This is a genomic window from Actinomadura sp. 9N407 (assembly GCF_044326315.1).
Lineage (GTDB): Bacteria > Actinomycetota > Actinomycetes > Streptosporangiales > Streptosporangiaceae > Spirillospora.
Genome location: NZ_JBIRAW010000017.1, coordinates 165,880 through 180,462, shown reverse-complemented (window position 1 = coordinate 180,462; position 14,583 = coordinate 165,880). Strand labels below are relative to the sequence as shown.

11 protein-coding genes are annotated in these 14,583 nt (G+C 70.8%); 4 read left to right on the top strand and 7 right to left on the bottom strand.

The window, feature by feature from the left end:
* Window positions 1-230: 230 nt before the first annotated feature.
* The 3 genes from ACH34Q_RS26110 to ACH34Q_RS26100 form a co-directional block, all read right to left on the bottom strand.
* The gene (locus tag ACH34Q_RS26110; protein WP_395985693.1) at window positions 231-1,211 is read right to left on the bottom strand and encodes an SRPBCC family protein; all 981 of its coding nucleotides are present in this window, start codon (window positions 1,209-1,211) and stop codon (window positions 231-233) included.
* A 40-nt stretch (window positions 1,212-1,251) separates the two neighbouring features.
* Entirely contained in the window at window positions 1,252-2,091 is an 840-nt protein-coding gene (locus ACH34Q_RS26105; protein WP_395985692.1) for an SRPBCC family protein, read from the bottom strand.
* 407 nt (window positions 2,092-2,498) lie between these two features.
* On the bottom strand, window positions 2,499-4,382 hold the full coding sequence (locus ACH34Q_RS26100) for an ABC transporter ATP-binding protein (RefSeq protein WP_395985691.1): 1,884 nt from the start codon (window positions 4,380-4,382) through the stop codon (window positions 2,499-2,501).
* A gap of 123 nt (window positions 4,383-4,505) precedes the next feature.
* Here ACH34Q_RS26100 and ACH34Q_RS26095 point away from each other — a divergent pair, with 123 nt between their 5' ends.
* A complete protein-coding gene (locus ACH34Q_RS26095) occupies window positions 4,506-5,666 on the top strand; it encodes an aminotransferase class V-fold PLP-dependent enzyme (RefSeq protein WP_395985690.1) in 1,161 nt (386 codons plus the stop codon).
* Between the two features lie 91 nt (window positions 5,667-5,757).
* Here the strand turns inward: ACH34Q_RS26095 and ACH34Q_RS26090 are convergent, their stop codons facing one another.
* Window positions 5,758-6,177: a CBS domain-containing protein gene (locus tag ACH34Q_RS26090; RefSeq protein ID WP_395985689.1), complete on the bottom strand. Its 420-nt coding sequence runs from the start codon at window positions 6,175-6,177 to the stop codon at window positions 5,758-5,760.
* Window positions 6,178-6,420: 243 nt separating this feature from the next.
* On the opposite strand from ACH34Q_RS26090, the gene ACH34Q_RS26085 reads away from it, so the two are divergent.
* Window positions 6,421-8,715 carry a hypothetical protein gene (locus tag ACH34Q_RS26085; RefSeq protein ID WP_395985688.1) on the top strand — a complete coding sequence of 765 codons (2,295 nt, stop codon included), beginning with the start codon at window positions 6,421-6,423 and terminating at the stop codon, window positions 8,713-8,715.
* Between the two features lie 181 nt (window positions 8,716-8,896).
* Here ACH34Q_RS26085 and ACH34Q_RS26080 read toward each other — a convergent pair whose 3' ends face one another.
* Together ACH34Q_RS26080 and ACH34Q_RS26075 are read right to left on the bottom strand one after the other, a co-directional pair.
* Complete coding sequence (locus ACH34Q_RS26080; protein WP_395985687.1) at window positions 8,897-10,351, bottom strand: pyridoxal phosphate-dependent decarboxylase family protein; 1,455 nt, start codon at window positions 10,349-10,351, stop codon at window positions 8,897-8,899.
* 66 nt (window positions 10,352-10,417) lie between these two features.
* The gene (locus ACH34Q_RS26075; protein WP_395985686.1) at window positions 10,418-11,014 is read right to left on the bottom strand and encodes a TetR/AcrR family transcriptional regulator; all 597 of its coding nucleotides are present in this window, start codon (window positions 11,012-11,014) and stop codon (window positions 10,418-10,420) included.
* A gap of 222 nt (window positions 11,015-11,236) precedes the next feature.
* On the opposite strand from ACH34Q_RS26075, the gene ACH34Q_RS26070 reads away from it, so the two are divergent.
* The gene (locus tag ACH34Q_RS26070) at window positions 11,237-11,929 is read left to right on the top strand and encodes a hypothetical protein (protein ID WP_395985685.1); all 693 of its coding nucleotides are present in this window, start codon (window positions 11,237-11,239) and stop codon (window positions 11,927-11,929) included.
* Window positions 11,930-12,130: 201 nt separating this feature from the next.
* Entirely contained in the window at window positions 12,131-13,009 is an 879-nt protein-coding gene (locus ACH34Q_RS26065; protein ID WP_395985684.1) for an ATP-binding cassette domain-containing protein, read from the top strand.
* A gap of 23 nt (window positions 13,010-13,032) precedes the next feature.
* Here ACH34Q_RS26065 and ACH34Q_RS26060 read toward each other — a convergent pair whose 3' ends face one another.
* Window positions 13,033-14,280, bottom strand: coding sequence for a PucR family transcriptional regulator (locus ACH34Q_RS26060; protein ID WP_395985709.1), 1,248 nt, complete (start codon window positions 14,278-14,280; stop codon window positions 13,033-13,035).
* Window positions 14,281-14,583: the final 303 nt, after the last annotated feature.

The following is a 14,583-nucleotide window of genomic DNA, read 5'->3' as shown; positions in this document are numbered from 1 at the left end:
GTCCGTGAACGGCGTTGACCTTGCTGGACGGTTCAGCGGCCTGCGTGGGCGGTACGGCGGTCTCCGGTCGTGGTCTCCGCCGCCGGGGAGCTCGGCGGCGGAGACCATGGAACGACACGGAGGAGTGGCCGGTCGGCCGTGCCAGGCCTTTCAGCCTGCTTCAGCCGGCGCTTCAGACTGCGGTTCAGGCGGCCGGACCGCGTCGCGTGGCGGCACGTCCGGCATGCCGGTCACTTCGCCTCGGCGGACTCCTTCTCGGGCTCCGACTGCGCCTTCTCCTCCTCCGCGACCGCGTCCTCGTGGGTCTTGACGACCTCGCTGTCGTGGATCTCGCCGCGCCAGCCCTCGATCTCGTCGGGGCGCAGCAGCGACTGCGTCATCACGTACCGGCGGAAGTGCTTGAGCTCCAGCCGGACGCGGCGGCCCTGCGCGCGCCACATGTTCCCGGTCCGCTCGAACAGGCCCTGCGGGTGGTATTCGAGGACCAGCAGCACGCGGGTCAGGTTGGGTGCGAGCTTGTGGAAGCTCACCGTGCCGTCCACATGGCCCTTGTCGCCCTTGGAACGCCAGATGATGTGCCGGTCCGGGACCTGCTCGACGATCGTGGACTCCCACTTGCGGCTGGACCAGAAGATCTTCGCCTTCCAGTTCAGCTTCACGTCCTCGGCCTGGTCGACGCTGACGACCTTCTTCATGAAGGACGGGTAGTCCTGGAACCGCGTCCACTGGTCGTACACCAGCCGGCGCGAGGCACCGATATCGATGTGCTCCTCGATATCGGTCACCTTGATCTTCTTGCCGCCACCGCCACCGCCCTTCTTGCCGCCGAACTTCTCCTTCATCCGGCCGAACAGGCCCTTCTTCTCCTCGCCGCCCTCGGCCTCTCGCTCGCCGCCGTCGGCGGGCTGCTCGGCGGCGCGCTCCTCGCCGGCCTCGGCGGGACGCTCGTCGCCGCCGTCGCCCTCGCCCTCGCCACGCCGGCCGCTGAACCGCTGGGCCGCACGGGCCGCCGCCACCGCGGCGCCGGCACCCAGCAGGAGCCCGCCGGCGGTACCGGCGGTCCGCCCGCCGGGCAGCTTGCTCTTGGAGCCTCCGACCGGAAGCCTGGCCGGGAGCCTGCTCAGGCCGGACGACTTCTTCCGGCCACCGATGGGCAGCCGCTTCGCGACCTGGCCCGTGGGCAGTTTCGATGCCCAGGATCCACGCTTCATGAAATTCCTCCGTTCCGTAGGGACGTTTCCGTAGGGACGTTCAGCCCGTGCTCGCACGCGCCCTTCCACCCGTGTTCGCACGCGCCCTTCCGCGTTCGCGGGTGCCGACCACCTCGCCGTCACGGATCTCGCCGCGCCATCCCTCCACCTCGTCCGGGCGTACGAGGGAACGCGTCATCACATGGCGGCGGAAATGCTTGAGTTCCAGCCGGGCACGGCGGCCCTGTGCCCGCCAGATATCGCCGATCCGCTCGAACAGGCCGCGGGGGCGGTATTCGATCACCAGCAGCACGCGGGTCAGATCGGGGGCGAGGGCGTGGAAACTGACCGTTCCGTCGATCCGGCCATCGGCGCGCCACGCGATGTGGTCGTCGGGTACCTGATCGACGATCGTGGACTCCCAGCGCCGGCTGGACCAGAAGACCTTGGCCTTCCAGTTCAGCTTCTCGTCCGCGATCTGATCGACGCTGACGACCTTTTTCATGAACGACGGAAAGTCCTGGAACCTCGTCCACTGGTCGTACACCAGCCGGCGCGGCGCTCCGATGTCGATCTGCTCCACGATGGTGGTGACCCGCGCCTTCCGGCCGCCCCCGAAGATCCCGGCGAGCGTCTCCTTCAGCGCCGTCCAGCCGAAGCTCAGCAGCGCCCGTACCGGGCCCTTGCCCTCGCTGAGCGCGCGGACGCCGGCCAGCGCGGCCTTGACCAGCGGCCCGCCCTGCTCGGCCCGGGCCGTGAGCCGCCGTACGGCACGTTCCAGCTTGGCCTCGTAGTAGGCGACGAGGCGCCGTCCCGGCCGCAGCCGGTGCACGGACGCCCGCGCCCATCGCCCAGCCGCATAAGTGGTGGCTCCGATCGCCACCCCGGTCCGGAATTTCATCTGCGCTTCACCTCGCCGTTCGCCTGGCTACTGGCGCGGATTACCCGCACGGATCCGAACAAAACAAAGCCCAGCCCCAAATGGAGAGGCCGGACTCGTTGCCAGGAAATCTGTGATGACACAGTGACGCGGCGTACCCGATGGGTGCCATGCGTGAAAGTGGTCCGCCAACTCCGGTGAGCGATTAGTGACGCCTTGTATCGGCTCTCGCATGGCACAACAGAACGGCTGACACTTCACTGAGGACGCGGTGACGGTGGGTGCCTGATAGGTCACGCCTATGGGTCACATCTGGCCCCACCTAAAGGAGGGGCCTTTTCATGGTCGGTGACATGCCGCGTCCGGCTCTGCCTCGCTCGGGAGCGAGGCAGAGCCGGACGCGGTCGACGCAGTGGTGAGGCGGGATGTCAGGCCATCGCCGCCGCCTTGGGGGTCTGCTGGTCGAACTGGGTGTGGTGGAGCTCGGTGTAGCGGCCCCCGGCGGCCAGCAGGGTCTCGTGGGTCCCGCGCTCGACGATGCGGCCGTCCTCGACGACGAGGATGAGGTCGGCGGCGCGGACCGTGGACAGGCGGTGCGCGATCACCACCGAGGTACGGCCCTCCAGCGCTTCGGTGAGGGCCTCCTGGACGGCGGCCTCGGACGTGGAGTCGAGGTGGGCGGTGGCCTCGTCCAGGATGACGACCCGGGGACGGGCCAGCAGGAGGCGGGCGATGGTGAGGCGCTGGCGCTCGCCGCCGGAGAGCCGGTAGCCGCGCTCGCCCACGATCGTGTCGAGGCCGTCGGGCAGGCTCTGGATGAGGACCTTGAGGCGGGCGCGCTCGAGGACGTCCCACAGGTCGTCCTCGGAGGCCTCGGGACGGGCCAGCAGGAGGTTCTCCCGGATGGACTCGTGGAAGAGGTGGCCGTCCTGGGTGACCATGCCGAGGGTGGCCCGGATGGAGGCGAAGCTCAGGTCGCGGACGTCGACGCCACCCAGCCGGACGGTGCCGGAATCGGCGTCGTACAGGCGCGGCAGGAGCTGGGCGATGGTGGACTTGCCGGCGCCCGAGGAGCCGACGAGGGCGACCATCTGGCCGGGCTCGACGCGGAACGAGACATCGTGCAGGACGTCGACGCCGCCGCGGCTGTCGAGGGTGGCGACCTCTTCGAGGCTGGCGAGGGAGACCTTGTCGGCGGACGGGTAGGCGAACGTGACCCCGTCGAACTCGACGGCGGCCGGGCCCTCGGGGGCGGGCTTCGGCTCGGCGGGCTCGGCGACCAGCGGCTTGAGGTCCAGGACCTCGAAGACGCGCTCGAAGCTGACCAGCGCGCTCATCACCTCGACCCGCGAGCTGGCCAGGGCCGTGAGCGGGGCGTACAGGCGGGTGAGCAGGAACGCGAGGGTGACGACGGCGCCCGCGTCGAGCTGGCCGCGCAGGGAGAAGAAGCCGCCGAGCCCGTAGACGAGGGCGAGCGCCAGGGCCGAGACCATCGTCAGCGCGGTGATGAAGACGTGCTGGACCATCGCGGTGCGGACGCCGATGTCGCGGACGCGGCGGGCGCGGGCGGCGAACTCCTCGGACTCGCGGGCGGGCCGGCCGAACAGCTTGATCAGGGTGGCGCCGGGAGCGGAGAAGCGCTCGGTCATCTGGGTGCTCATGGCCGCGTCGTGGCGGGCGGCCTCGCGCTCGAGGTGGGCCAGCCGGGAGCCCATCCGGCGGGCGGGCAGCACGAAGACGGGCAGCAGGATCAGCGCGAGCAGGGTGATCTGCCAGGAGATCTGCACCATGACGGCGAAGGTCAGCAGCACCATCACCAGGTTGCTCACCACACCGGAGAGCGTGTCGCTGAACGCGCGCTGGGCGCCGATCACATCGTTGTTGAGCCGGCTGACCAGGGCACCCGTCCTGGTGCGGGTGAAGAAGGCCACCGGCATCCGCTGGACGTGGTCGAACACGCTGGTGCGCAGATCGAGGATCAGGCCCTCACCGATCCTGGACGACAGCCACCGGTTGGCCAGGCCGAGGCCACCTTCCGCGACGGCGAGCCCGGCGATCAGCACGGCCAGCCAGACGACGGTGTCGGTGTCGGAGCCGCCGACGATCGCGTTGACGACCCGGCCGGCGAGGACGGGGGTGGCCACCGCCAGGACGGCCATCACGACGCTGGAGATGAGGAAGAAGACCAGGTGGCGGCGGTGCGGCACCGCGAAGCGGGCGATGCGCTTGAGCGTGGCCTTGGAGAACGGCCTGCTGTCCTGGGCGTTCATCGCGTGGTGCAAGGACATCCACGCCGTGACTTCCATGTCCATCGGTCTCACCGCTTTCATCGATCCGCCGCCGGTGGGCGGCTACGAGACGATGATGAATCCTCAAGAATGGTTGAGGTCAAATCCCGCGTCTTGACGAGACTCTCAGGCGGGTACGACAGTCCGGTGAACATCGAAGATCTGCGCGCCCAGACCCCCGGCTGCGCCCGGGTGACCCATCTCAACAACGCCGGCGCGGCCCTGCCTCCGCGGCAGGTGATCGACGCCGTGGACGGGCACCTGCGGCTGGAGTCGATGATCGGCGGGTACGAGGCGGCCGAGCAGGCGGAGCCCGCCCTGGAACGCTTCTACGACGCGGTCGCCGGGCTCATCGGCGCCGACCGGGACGAGATCGCCTACGTGGAGAACGCCACCCGGGCCTGGGACATGGCGTTCTACGCGATCCCGTTCGTCCCGGGCGACCGGATCCTGACCACCAGCAGCGAGTACGCCAGCAACGCCATCCCCTACCTGCAGGTCGCGGCCCGGCAGGACGTACGGGTCGACGTCGTACCCGACGACCGGTACGGGCAGATCTCGCTGGAGGCGCTGGAGGCGGAGCTGGCCAAGGGGGACGTCCGGCTGGTCTCGATCAATCACATCCCCACGTACAACGGCCTCGTCAACCCGGCCGCCGAGGTGGGACGGCTGTGCCGGGCGGCGAACGCGCTGTTCCTGCTGGACGCGTGCCAGTCGGTGGGCCAACTCAGGGTGGACGTCACCGAGATCGGCTGCGACATCCTGTCGGCCACCGGGCGCAAGTTCCTGCGCGGGCCGCGCGGTACCGGGTTCCTGTACGTGCGGCGCCCGCTCGTGCGGACCCTGGAGCCGCCCTTCCTGGATCTGCACTCGGCGTCCTGGACCGCACCGGACGCGTACGAGATCCGCGACGACGCGCGGCGCTTCGAGACCTGGGAACGGTTCGTCGCGGGGCAGATCGGGCTCGGAGCCGCCGCCGACCTCGCGGTCGCGCTGGGCCTGGACGAGATCGAGCGGCGGGTGACGCGGCTGGCCGCCCGGCTCAGGGACGACCTGGCCGGACGGCCTGGGATCAAGGTCCTGGACCGAGGGGAGCGGCGGTCGGGGATCGTGACGTTCACCGTGGACGGCCACGAGGCCGCCGGGGTGAAGCTCGCGTTGCGTGAACGCGGCGTCAACGTCAGCGTCACGCACGGGAGCGATCAGCAGTTCGACCCGGCCGCCGTGTCCCCGGCCGTCCGGGCCTCGGTGCACTACTACAACACCAACGAGGAACTCGACCGCCTGGTGGCGGCCCTCCCCGCCTGAACGTCCTCAGAGGTCAACGCCCTCAAGTGCCGGCGCCCCCCCCAGATGCCGGCGCCCTCAGATGCCGGCGCCCCCAGGTGTCAGGGAGGCGTCAGGCGTTCCCCTTGGCGGCGCTGATGTCGGCGAGGGCAGACCGGTCGTCCTTCTCGATCGCCAGGTCGCCCAGGGAGACGATCCCCACCGGCCTGCCGTTCTCGATGACCGGGAGGCGCCGTACGGAGCGCTCGCGCATCCGCTTGGCGGCCGTGTCGACGGAGTCGTCCGGGCCGATCGTGGCCGTGATTTCGCTGCAGATTCCGCCGACCTTGGCCGAGGTCGGGTCGCCGCCCGCGGCCAGCCCGCGTACCACCAGGTCGCGGTCGGTCACCAGCCCGTACACCGTGTCGTCCTCGGCCACCAGGACCGCGCCGATGTCCTCGTCCCGCATCGCCCGCGCGACCGTGACGATGTCGAGCTCGGGGGACACCGAGGTCGGCGATCCCGTCATGATGTCGCGGATCTTCGTTGCCATGGGTCAGCAGCTCCTCGTGGGTCGGCTCGGCGGGTCGGCTCGCCCGTGGGCCGGCCTCCGCCGACCCGGGACAACCGTCGCCCTACCCGGCAGGATCGAGGTCACTCACCGCGTCCGATGCAGATCGCCGGCTCCTGGCCACGCGAACTTTCCGGCTAAACTACGCATGTTTCAGAGGTGTACGGGGGAACGCCGGCGAGACGGCTCCGCCCGCCCGTGGACACGAGCCGAGGAGGCCGCGCCGTGCAGGGTTCAGCGCCCCCGCAGGATCCTGAAGACGCGCCCGCCGATCCGGCCGAACAGGACGATTCCCCTCAGGCGGACACCGCCGAGTTCCCGGTCGTACCGGCCGCGGAAATGCCCGAGAAGCCCGAGGAAGCAGAACCCGAGGAGATCGAGGGCACCAAGGACCTCGAGAAGGCGGAGGAGCCCGAGAAGGCGGAGGAACCCGAGAAGGCGGAGGAACCCGAGGAGACCGGAAAGGCCGAGGACGCTCCGGCCGCTCCCGAGTCCTCGTCAGTGCGGGCCGGCTCCTCCGGCCAGTGGACCGTCATGTTCCCCTCGTCCGGCAAGCCGGCGACCGCGGCTCCGACCGTTCCGGAGATCGACACCTCCGCGATCAGGCGCAGGCAGGTGCCGGAGCCGGAGCCGCCGGCGCCCGAGGCCGTACGGGAAGAGCCGGAGGCTCCAGAGGCCGTCGCCGCCGAGGAAGCCCCCGCCACCCCCGCCCCTCCGGAACCCGGGCCGGAGCCCGAGCCCGAGCCCGAAGAGCCGGCGAAGGCCGCGCTACAGGCGGAGGAGTCACCGGCAGCGCGAACATCGCTGGATGTGCCCGTCCCCGAGCCGGTGGCTGAACGGACCTCTCTCGACCTACCGGCGACTCCGCCACAGCAACGGCAGCAGTACGCCGCGCCACAAGCGTTCACTCCCCCGCAGCAGTTCGAACAGCCACAGCACTACGCGGAGCCTCAGAGGTATGCAGAGCCCCAGTCCTATGCGGCGCCCCCGAGGAATACAGAGCCCCAGCAGTACGCCGCCGCTCCTCAGGGATATGCGGAACCTCAGCACTACACAGAACCGCAGGAGTACGCGGAGCCCCAGCAGTACGCGGAGCCTCAGCACTACGCGGAGCCCCAGCAGTACGCGGAGCCTCAGCACTACGGGGAGCCGCAGCAGTACGGGGAGCCCCAGCAGTACGCGCAGCCTCAGGAGTATGCGCAGCCTCAGCACGGATACGCGCAGCCCCATCACTACGCCCAGGAGCGCGAGTACGCCCAGGAGCGGGACTACGGCGCGGTCTATGAAGCCGCTGCTGAAGAAGGGCGCGGGCACAAGAAAGAGAAGAAGAAGCGGCGCGGGTGGCTGATCGCCACGATCGTGGGGCTGGTGCTGGTGGCGGGTGCGGCGGCCGGGCAGCTGGTACGGCCCGTTCCCGACCCGACCCTGGAACTCACGCTTCCGGCTTCCAGCCACACCTTCCCTGGGTCTGCGCCGACGTTGCCGTTGCCTCTGCAAGGGCAGTCGGCCCTGTACGTGGAGGGGCTCGGCACCATGGGCGAGTCCGGGGGGACGATTCCGACGCCCACCGCCAGCGTCGCCAAGGTGATGACGGCGTACGTCTTCCTGCGTGACCACCCGCTGACCGCAGGGCAGCCGGGGCCCACGTTCACGGTGTCTCCGCAAGCGGCGGCGCAGATTCCGGCCCGCAAGTCGCGCGGGGAATCGATCCTGGAGGTGACCGCGGGGCAGCAGCTGTCCGAACGCAAGGCGCTCGAAGCCCTGATGGTCATCTCCGCGAACGACGTCGCGCACGAGCTGGCCCGCTGGGATGCGGGCGACCCGCAGGCGTTCGTCGCCAAGATGAACGACGCGGCGAAGTCCCTGGGGATGACGAGCACCACCTACACCGACCCCAGCGGTTACCTCTCGACGACCGTGAGCACGGCGTCCGATCAGCTGAAGCTGCTGCGGGCCGCCATGAAGGTACCGGCGTTCGTCGAGATCGTGAGCAAGCGCGCGTACGTTCCCGACGACGGCAGCGCGGTGCGGCAGGGCGGCAACATCCTGCTCGGCCAGTACGGCGTGGTCGGCGGCAAGACCGGCTACACCGACGCGGCGGGCGGCAATTACGTCTTCGCGGCGCGCAAGCAGGTGAGCGGGGTCAGCACGCTGATCCTCGGGGCCGTCATGGGGCAGCAGTCCCCCAGTGCCATGGGTGCTCTCACCGCCGGCAGGAACCTGCTCGCGGCGGCGCACAGCGCGTTCACGGCGGTCACCTTGGCTCCGCAGGGCGCGCGGGTGGCGCAGGTGGACGACGGGCTCGGCGGCCTGACGGCGTTGCAGGCCGGGTCCCCGGTGATCGTGGTGGGCTGGCCTGGCCTGACCGTGCAGGTCAGCGCGGAGGGTGACGCTCCCCATACGGCAGGCCAAGGCGAACGGGTCGGGGCGGTCAAGGCCGGCGCGTCCAGCATTCCGCTCGTACTGGGCCAGCCCCTGAACGAGCCGTCCATTCCCGAACGGCTCATCCGGCTCGGTTAGGCAGTGTTTCAAAGACCCGGCCCACGGCGCTCGCCTGGCGGCTCGCACCGTGACCGTGCCTTGGGCGAGCGCGACATCGCTTCGCGATCTGGCCGGTGAGGCTCGCCTTCGGCTTCGCCTCCCCGGCCAGGTAACGCGCTCGCGCGGTGGCTGAGGCCACTTTGAGACACCGCCTACTACGTCAGACGTGGCCTGAATAGAGGGCCGAGAGGAAGCGGACGAGCAGTTCCTCCCGGGTGCTGGGCGGGAGGGCGTTCAGGATGGCGTTGACGACGGCCATCTCGGGCTGCCCGCCGTCGCCGAGCCCCACTCCCACGGAGCCGAGGAGCCCTGCGAAGCCCTCGTCGTCCAGGTCTTCGAGGTCGAGGGTGGCCAGCGCGTCGGTCAGCTCGGCGGGGACTTCGGTGGGGCCCGCGTCACGTGCCGCCTTGGCGGACTCGTTGAGGGCCTGCAGGAGTGCCTCGACGCCTGCGAGGCTCACGCCGGTCAGCGTGAAGTGCACGTTGGCGGGACTGCCCTCGTACGAGAGCTGGGGCTGGAAGAACCAGCCGCGTGCCCGCGCCTCGTCGGCGATGACGAAGACGTCGAGTTGGGGGTCGTCGGAGGCGACGGCCACCAGGGGCGCGTCCGGGGTGCCCAGTACGCGCAGTCCGGGGATGTCTGCCACTCCTGCCATGAGCCGTTCGGCCGCCTGCATCGCACCGGAGGCCAGGTCACGGTAGCCCTGGGCGCCGATGGCCATCATGGTGGCCCAGGCCGCGCCAAGCGGACCCGCGGTCTTGCTGCTCTGGACGGTGGAGTTGATGACGGTGTAGCCGGGCCACTCCGCTGAGGCGAAGTAGGCGTGGCGCCGCAACGACTCGTCCCGGAACAGGATCACTGAGGCGCCCTTAGGCGCGTACCCGTACTTGTGCAGGTCGCATGACAACGAGGTGACCCCAGGTACGGACAGGTCGAACGGCGGTACGGCACGGCCGCTCTCCCTCAACCAGGGGAGCATCCACCCGCCGACGCACGCGTCCACATGGCACAGCACGCCCGCCTCGGCGGCGGCGGCAGCGATATCGGTGACCGGGTCGATGACGCCGTGCGGGTACGAGGGGGCGGAGGCGACCACCAGGACGGTACGGGATGTCATCGCCGAAGCCATCGCCTTGGCATCGGCCCTATAGGTCGTGGTGTCGACAGGGACCGACACGATATCCATGCCCAGGTAGTGGGCCGCCTTGTGGAAGGCGGGATGGACCGTGACGGGGACGACGATCTGGGGCCGTCCCTCGATCGGGCGGGCGTCCCTGGCCGCCTTGACGGCCAGCATGATCGACTCCGTACCGCCGCTGGTGAAGATGCCGGAGCCGCCGCCGAGCCGCTCGGTGACGGCGCCGAGCACCTGCCGTTCCAGCGCCACGATGCTCGGGAACGCGGTCGGGTCCAGCCCGTTGACCTCCAGCATCTCCAGGTACGCGCGGGACGCCAGATCGTGGATCTCGGCGCGGCCGGTGTCGTAGACGTAGGCGGTGACCTGGCCGCCGCGTACGGGAAGGTCGGCGGTCTTGAGGCGGGCCAGTTCGGCCAGGAGTTCGCCGGCCGGGCGGCCGCTTTCCGGCAGGACTCGGGGGGTCGGTTCAGACGGCATGGGCTTCCTTAGGGGGTCGGCTCGTTCCGGATGCGCTCGTTCCGGGCGGGTTCAGGCGGGGCGGGTTCAGTCGGGGAAGGCCAGGAGCCGGGCGATCATGCGGTGCAGATGGGCCCGGAACCGCATGATCTCCTTGGCGCTGCCGAGGCCCGTCCGCTGCCCTTCCGCGTCCAGGACCCCGCCCCGGCAGAAGCCGTGCGTGCACCAGATGATCGTCATCACGGCGTACTCGACGTCCACGTCGGCGCTCACCGCGCCCCGCACGGTCGCGCAGACGTCGTCGATCAGCGGCTTGACGTACTCGCTCTCCAGGTGGGCCACGTCGGCGGCGTCCGAGAGCCAGCGGTGCATCCACAGGGCGGGGATGTCGGGGTTGTCGACGCAGAAGTCCAGATAGCGGTCGATCATCTCGTGGACGCCGGCCGGGTCGGGCGTGAACGCGGCCGCGGCCTCCTCGAGGGCGTCGCGCTCGGCCAGATGGGCACGTTCCATGACGGCCAGGTAGAGATCGCGCTTGCCGCCCGCGTGGTAGGCGACGGTGGCGATGTTCAGGCCGGCGGCCTCGGCGATCATGCGGGTGGACGTGCCGTCGTAGCCGAGTGCGGCGAACAGCCGGGTGGCCACGTCGATGATCCGCTCACGGCCGGATTCGGTGCTGCTCATGCGTCCCACGGTAGGCGCCGCCCCACTCTCCGTCAATCACTTGATGGAGACTTTGCCACGCCTTTCACCTGGGGTTCCATCGGGATTGTCGCCGGACCCGGCGCCCGGTTTCTTGATCCTTTCTAGAGTTTCCGGCGGTCGGGCCCGGGCATTGTGGCTCATGATCGGGCAGCGGACGAGACCGGCCGGACGAGCCGCGGAGCCGACGTTCTGGGGGAGAAAGTGAGCATCGTGTACGACGGCACGGACGCGCGAGGCGTCCTGATCCGGCATCCGCGCGAGGACCCCCCGCCCCGCCGCGCGCCGTCCCCGCTCGCCCCCACCGTGGCCCGGACGCTGGCGAGCGCCCTGATCATCGCGGCGGGCCTGTTCTACGCGGTCGTCGCGATCCAGGGCGTGGCCGGGCTGCTGGGCCCGCCGCCCGAGATGGTGACGACGGCGGGCGAGAGCGGCGCGGCGACCCCGGCCACCGGCGACCCCGCGCGGACCGTACTGAACGAGCGGAGCGCGGCGACCGAGGAGCTGGACCTGCTGCTGCGCCCGCTGGCCCTCACCGGAGCGGCGCTGGCCGGCCTGCTCCTGCTGTGGTCCGGTGCCCGCGGCCTGTACTTCCGGAACGACCAGAGGCGCTGGCGGAGCAGGCAGGTGACCGCCCTGGCCGGTTGCGGCGCGGGCGTGCTCGCCTTCGCGCTCGGGATCGGCGCCGCAGGCGGCTCCGCGGCCGCCTACGCCGACGCGGCCTGGAACGGCCTGGAGCCGATCCGGCCGACCGCCGTGCTCGCCCTGCTCGTCGCGACGATCGCGCTGCTCATCCCGGTCCCGAGGCAGGCGCGGAGCCAGAACGGCCAGCACGGCCAGAACGGCCGGAGCCCCGCCCGCTCCTCCCCCGCGCACCATCGCCGCCGAGTGTCCTGACCGATCCTCGAAGCGCCTGCCACGGCTCGTCCGGGCAGGCGCTTCGGCCGTTGGGGACGTCCCCCGCCGCTGCGGCCGAACGCAGTTCTTTAAGAGAGATCTCCGCAGTGGTTACGCCCCCGATTCGAACCGTCGACCAGGCTGGTCGATAGCCACAAAGTGGACGAACCTCACCATGCACGATGAATTCGGGGGAACTGCATGACGATGCCGCGCATCACCCACCCGAGTAGGACACGCAAGCGGACCTTTCGGCAGCGGGCCGACGAGTGCCTGGTGGCCGCGTACACGACCGGGCTCACCAAGACGTTCGACCCCGCCACCGCGCCCGCCCTCGACAATGTGAACGTCGCGTTCCGGGCGGGCGAGCTCTGCGCCCTGATGGGGCCCTCCGGGTCCGGTAAGAGCACACTGCTGGCCTGCCTGGCCGGGCACGAGCCGCCGAGCGTCGGCCGCGTCTATGTCGGCCGCGGCGACGCGCGGCCCTGGCTGCCGCAGCAGATCCGGCAGATCTGCCGGGGCGAGGTCGGGTTCGTGCTCTCGCACGCCCGGCCGTTCCTGGACCGCTCGGTCGAGGAGAACCTGGAGTGGGCCGCCGCCCTCGCGGGCTCGCCCGCCGACGCGGTCCGGATCGAGCGGGTCACCGAGGTGCTCGGCCTGACCGGCGACCTGGGCACCCCGGTCGGCCGGCTGTCCGCGGACCGGCGGCACCTGACCATGTGCGCCGCCGCGCTGCTGCCGGACCCCGGCGTCCTGCTGGTCGACGAGATCGAGGGCGGCGGCGCGATGACCGCCGAGACGTTCGCGGTGCTCCGCGAGTGCACCGGCGAGTTCGGTACGACCGTGATCGCGGTGACCGACCGGCCGGAGGCGGCGGCGCTGTCGGACCGGGTGATGTTCCTGGCCTCGGGACGGATCGTCGGGATCGTGGCCAGGCCCGCCGAGGACGTGGTCCACGAGCTGCGCGCGTCGTTCTTCGCCGCGCGGCACCGGCCCCGGCCGTACGTGCCGGTCACCCGCCGCCCGCCCCGTACGGTCGATCCGCACGTGCCGGCGACGCGGCGCCCGGCGGAACGCTGAGAGGGGCGGGCGGGAGCGGCCCGTCAAGGACCGGAGACGAGGGGCGCGGCGGTACGTCGCGCCCCTTGCATGCGGCCCCCTTCCCCGCGCGCGCCGTCCGGCTGCGCGGCCCCGTTGTCCCGTTCCTCGGACGCCGGAGTAGTGAGCCACACGGTCAGCACCATCTCCATCTCCAGCCGGGACTCCGGCTCGTACAGGCGCGGGCCGAACAGCTCCTCCAGCTGATGCAGCCGGTAGCGGACCGTCTGCGGGTGTACGTGGAGGCGCCCGGCCACCTCGGTGGCGTTGAAGCCGTTCTGCAGGCAGGACAGCAGCGTCCGCATGAGCCGCTCGCGGTGCCGGGGCCGGACCGCCTTCAGCGGCGCCAAGCGCAGGTCCGCGACCGCGCGCACGAGTTCCTCGTCCTTGAAGACGACCAGTGTGGGCATGTGCTCGGCGCAGCGGATCAGCCGGTCGGCGGGCAGGACCCCGCGCCGCGCCAGGGGAAGCGCCTCGCGGGCCCAGCGCAGCGACTTGGCGGCGTCGCCGGTCCGTACGGTCGGCCCCAGGGCGGCGACCCAGTTGCGCAGCGCCGACTCCAGCATGCGGCCCCGGCCCGGGCCCTCCGGATCCGGAACGATCAGGCACGGCTCCCGCCGGTTGACGTCGGCGAGCACGTCGGGCGGCAGCGACGGGTGCGAGAACGGCTGCTGGCCCCGCTCGTACAGCACCACGACGGCCGCCGTGCGCGGGACGCGCCACTGGGCCAGCCTGGCCAGGTCGGCGATCGCCTGCGGGGCCGCGGGCGGCTCGGCCAGCAGCAGGTCCAGCAGCCTGCGGCGACGGTGCTCCAGCTCGCCCGCCTCCTGCGCCCTGGCCTTGGTGTAGCCCTCGGTGGCGGCGCGGGCGATCTCGTCCAGGAACGCGAAGATCGCCTCGGCGACGCTGGCCAGCGTGCCGCGCGACATGTTGAAGTTCTCCGACTCGGCGGCCAGGCGCCGCCAGGCCACCCGGGCGCCCAGCCGCAGCGAAGTCTGCAGCACGTCGAGGCTGCGCCCCTCGCGCGCCTCGGCCCAGCCGATCTCGCGGTAGACGGCCGCGACCGGCTCCCAGGAGCTCTCCGGGTCGACGATGAGGTCGACGAACTGCCGCAGCGCGCCCTCGACGGCCAGCCGGACGAGCCGGGAGTACTCCTCGTCCTGCGGCCGCGAGTATTCGGGGACGCCCGAGAGGATCTCCTGGATCATCTCCTCGGCCAGCGTCTCGAGGTGCGGCCGCATCAGGTCGGACATCTCGCAAGGGACGCCGACCCAGGGCTTCAGCGGTGAGCGTTCGTCAAGTGTCGTGGTCACCGATCACACCTCCCCGCCCCGATCGAAAACCAGGGGCGCAACGGAAGTTACCTGCGTGTGATCGGGAGCACTCCGCATCGGACCGCGCATTACCCCGGTTTCGTTGTCATCCAGGTGACAAAGCCACCGCGTACGGGAGCGCTATGCGACAACGCGCCAGCGATAGGACCAGCATCGCGGGGGTCAAGTCACGAGGTCAACGGCCGGCATGGCCCCTTTCATCGAACAAACAGAGCTCACCGG

What these genes read in the sequence shown, in the direction of transcription:
- ACH34Q_RS26105 (WP_395985692.1), bottom strand. Translation starts at nt 2,091, where the DNA reads ATGAAATTCCGGACCGGGGTGGCGATCGGAGCCACCACTTATGCGGCT.
- ACH34Q_RS26100 (WP_395985691.1), bottom strand. Translation starts at nt 4,382, where the DNA reads ATGGACATGGAAGTCACGGCGTGGATGTCCTTGCACCACGCGATGAAC.
- ACH34Q_RS26090 (WP_395985689.1), bottom strand. Translation starts at nt 6,177, where the DNA reads ATGGCAACGAAGATCCGCGACATCATGACGGGATCGCCGACCTCGGTG.
- ACH34Q_RS26065 (WP_395985684.1), top strand. Translation starts at nt 12,131, where the DNA reads ATGACGATGCCGCGCATCACCCACCCGAGTAGGACACGCAAGCGGACC.
- ACH34Q_RS26060 (WP_395985709.1), bottom strand. Translation starts at nt 14,280, where the DNA reads ATGTCCGACCTGATGCGGCCGCACCTCGAGACGCTGGCCGAGGAGATG.
- ACH34Q_RS26110 (WP_395985693.1), bottom strand. Translation starts at nt 1,211, where the DNA reads ATGAAGCGTGGATCCTGGGCATCGAAACTGCCCACGGGCCAGGTCGCG.
- ACH34Q_RS26075 (WP_395985686.1), bottom strand. Translation starts at nt 11,014, where the DNA reads ATGAGCAGCACCGAATCCGGCCGTGAGCGGATCATCGACGTGGCCACC.
- ACH34Q_RS26080 (WP_395985687.1), bottom strand. Translation starts at nt 10,351, where the DNA reads ATGCCGTCTGAACCGACCCCCCGAGTCCTGCCGGAAAGCGGCCGCCCG.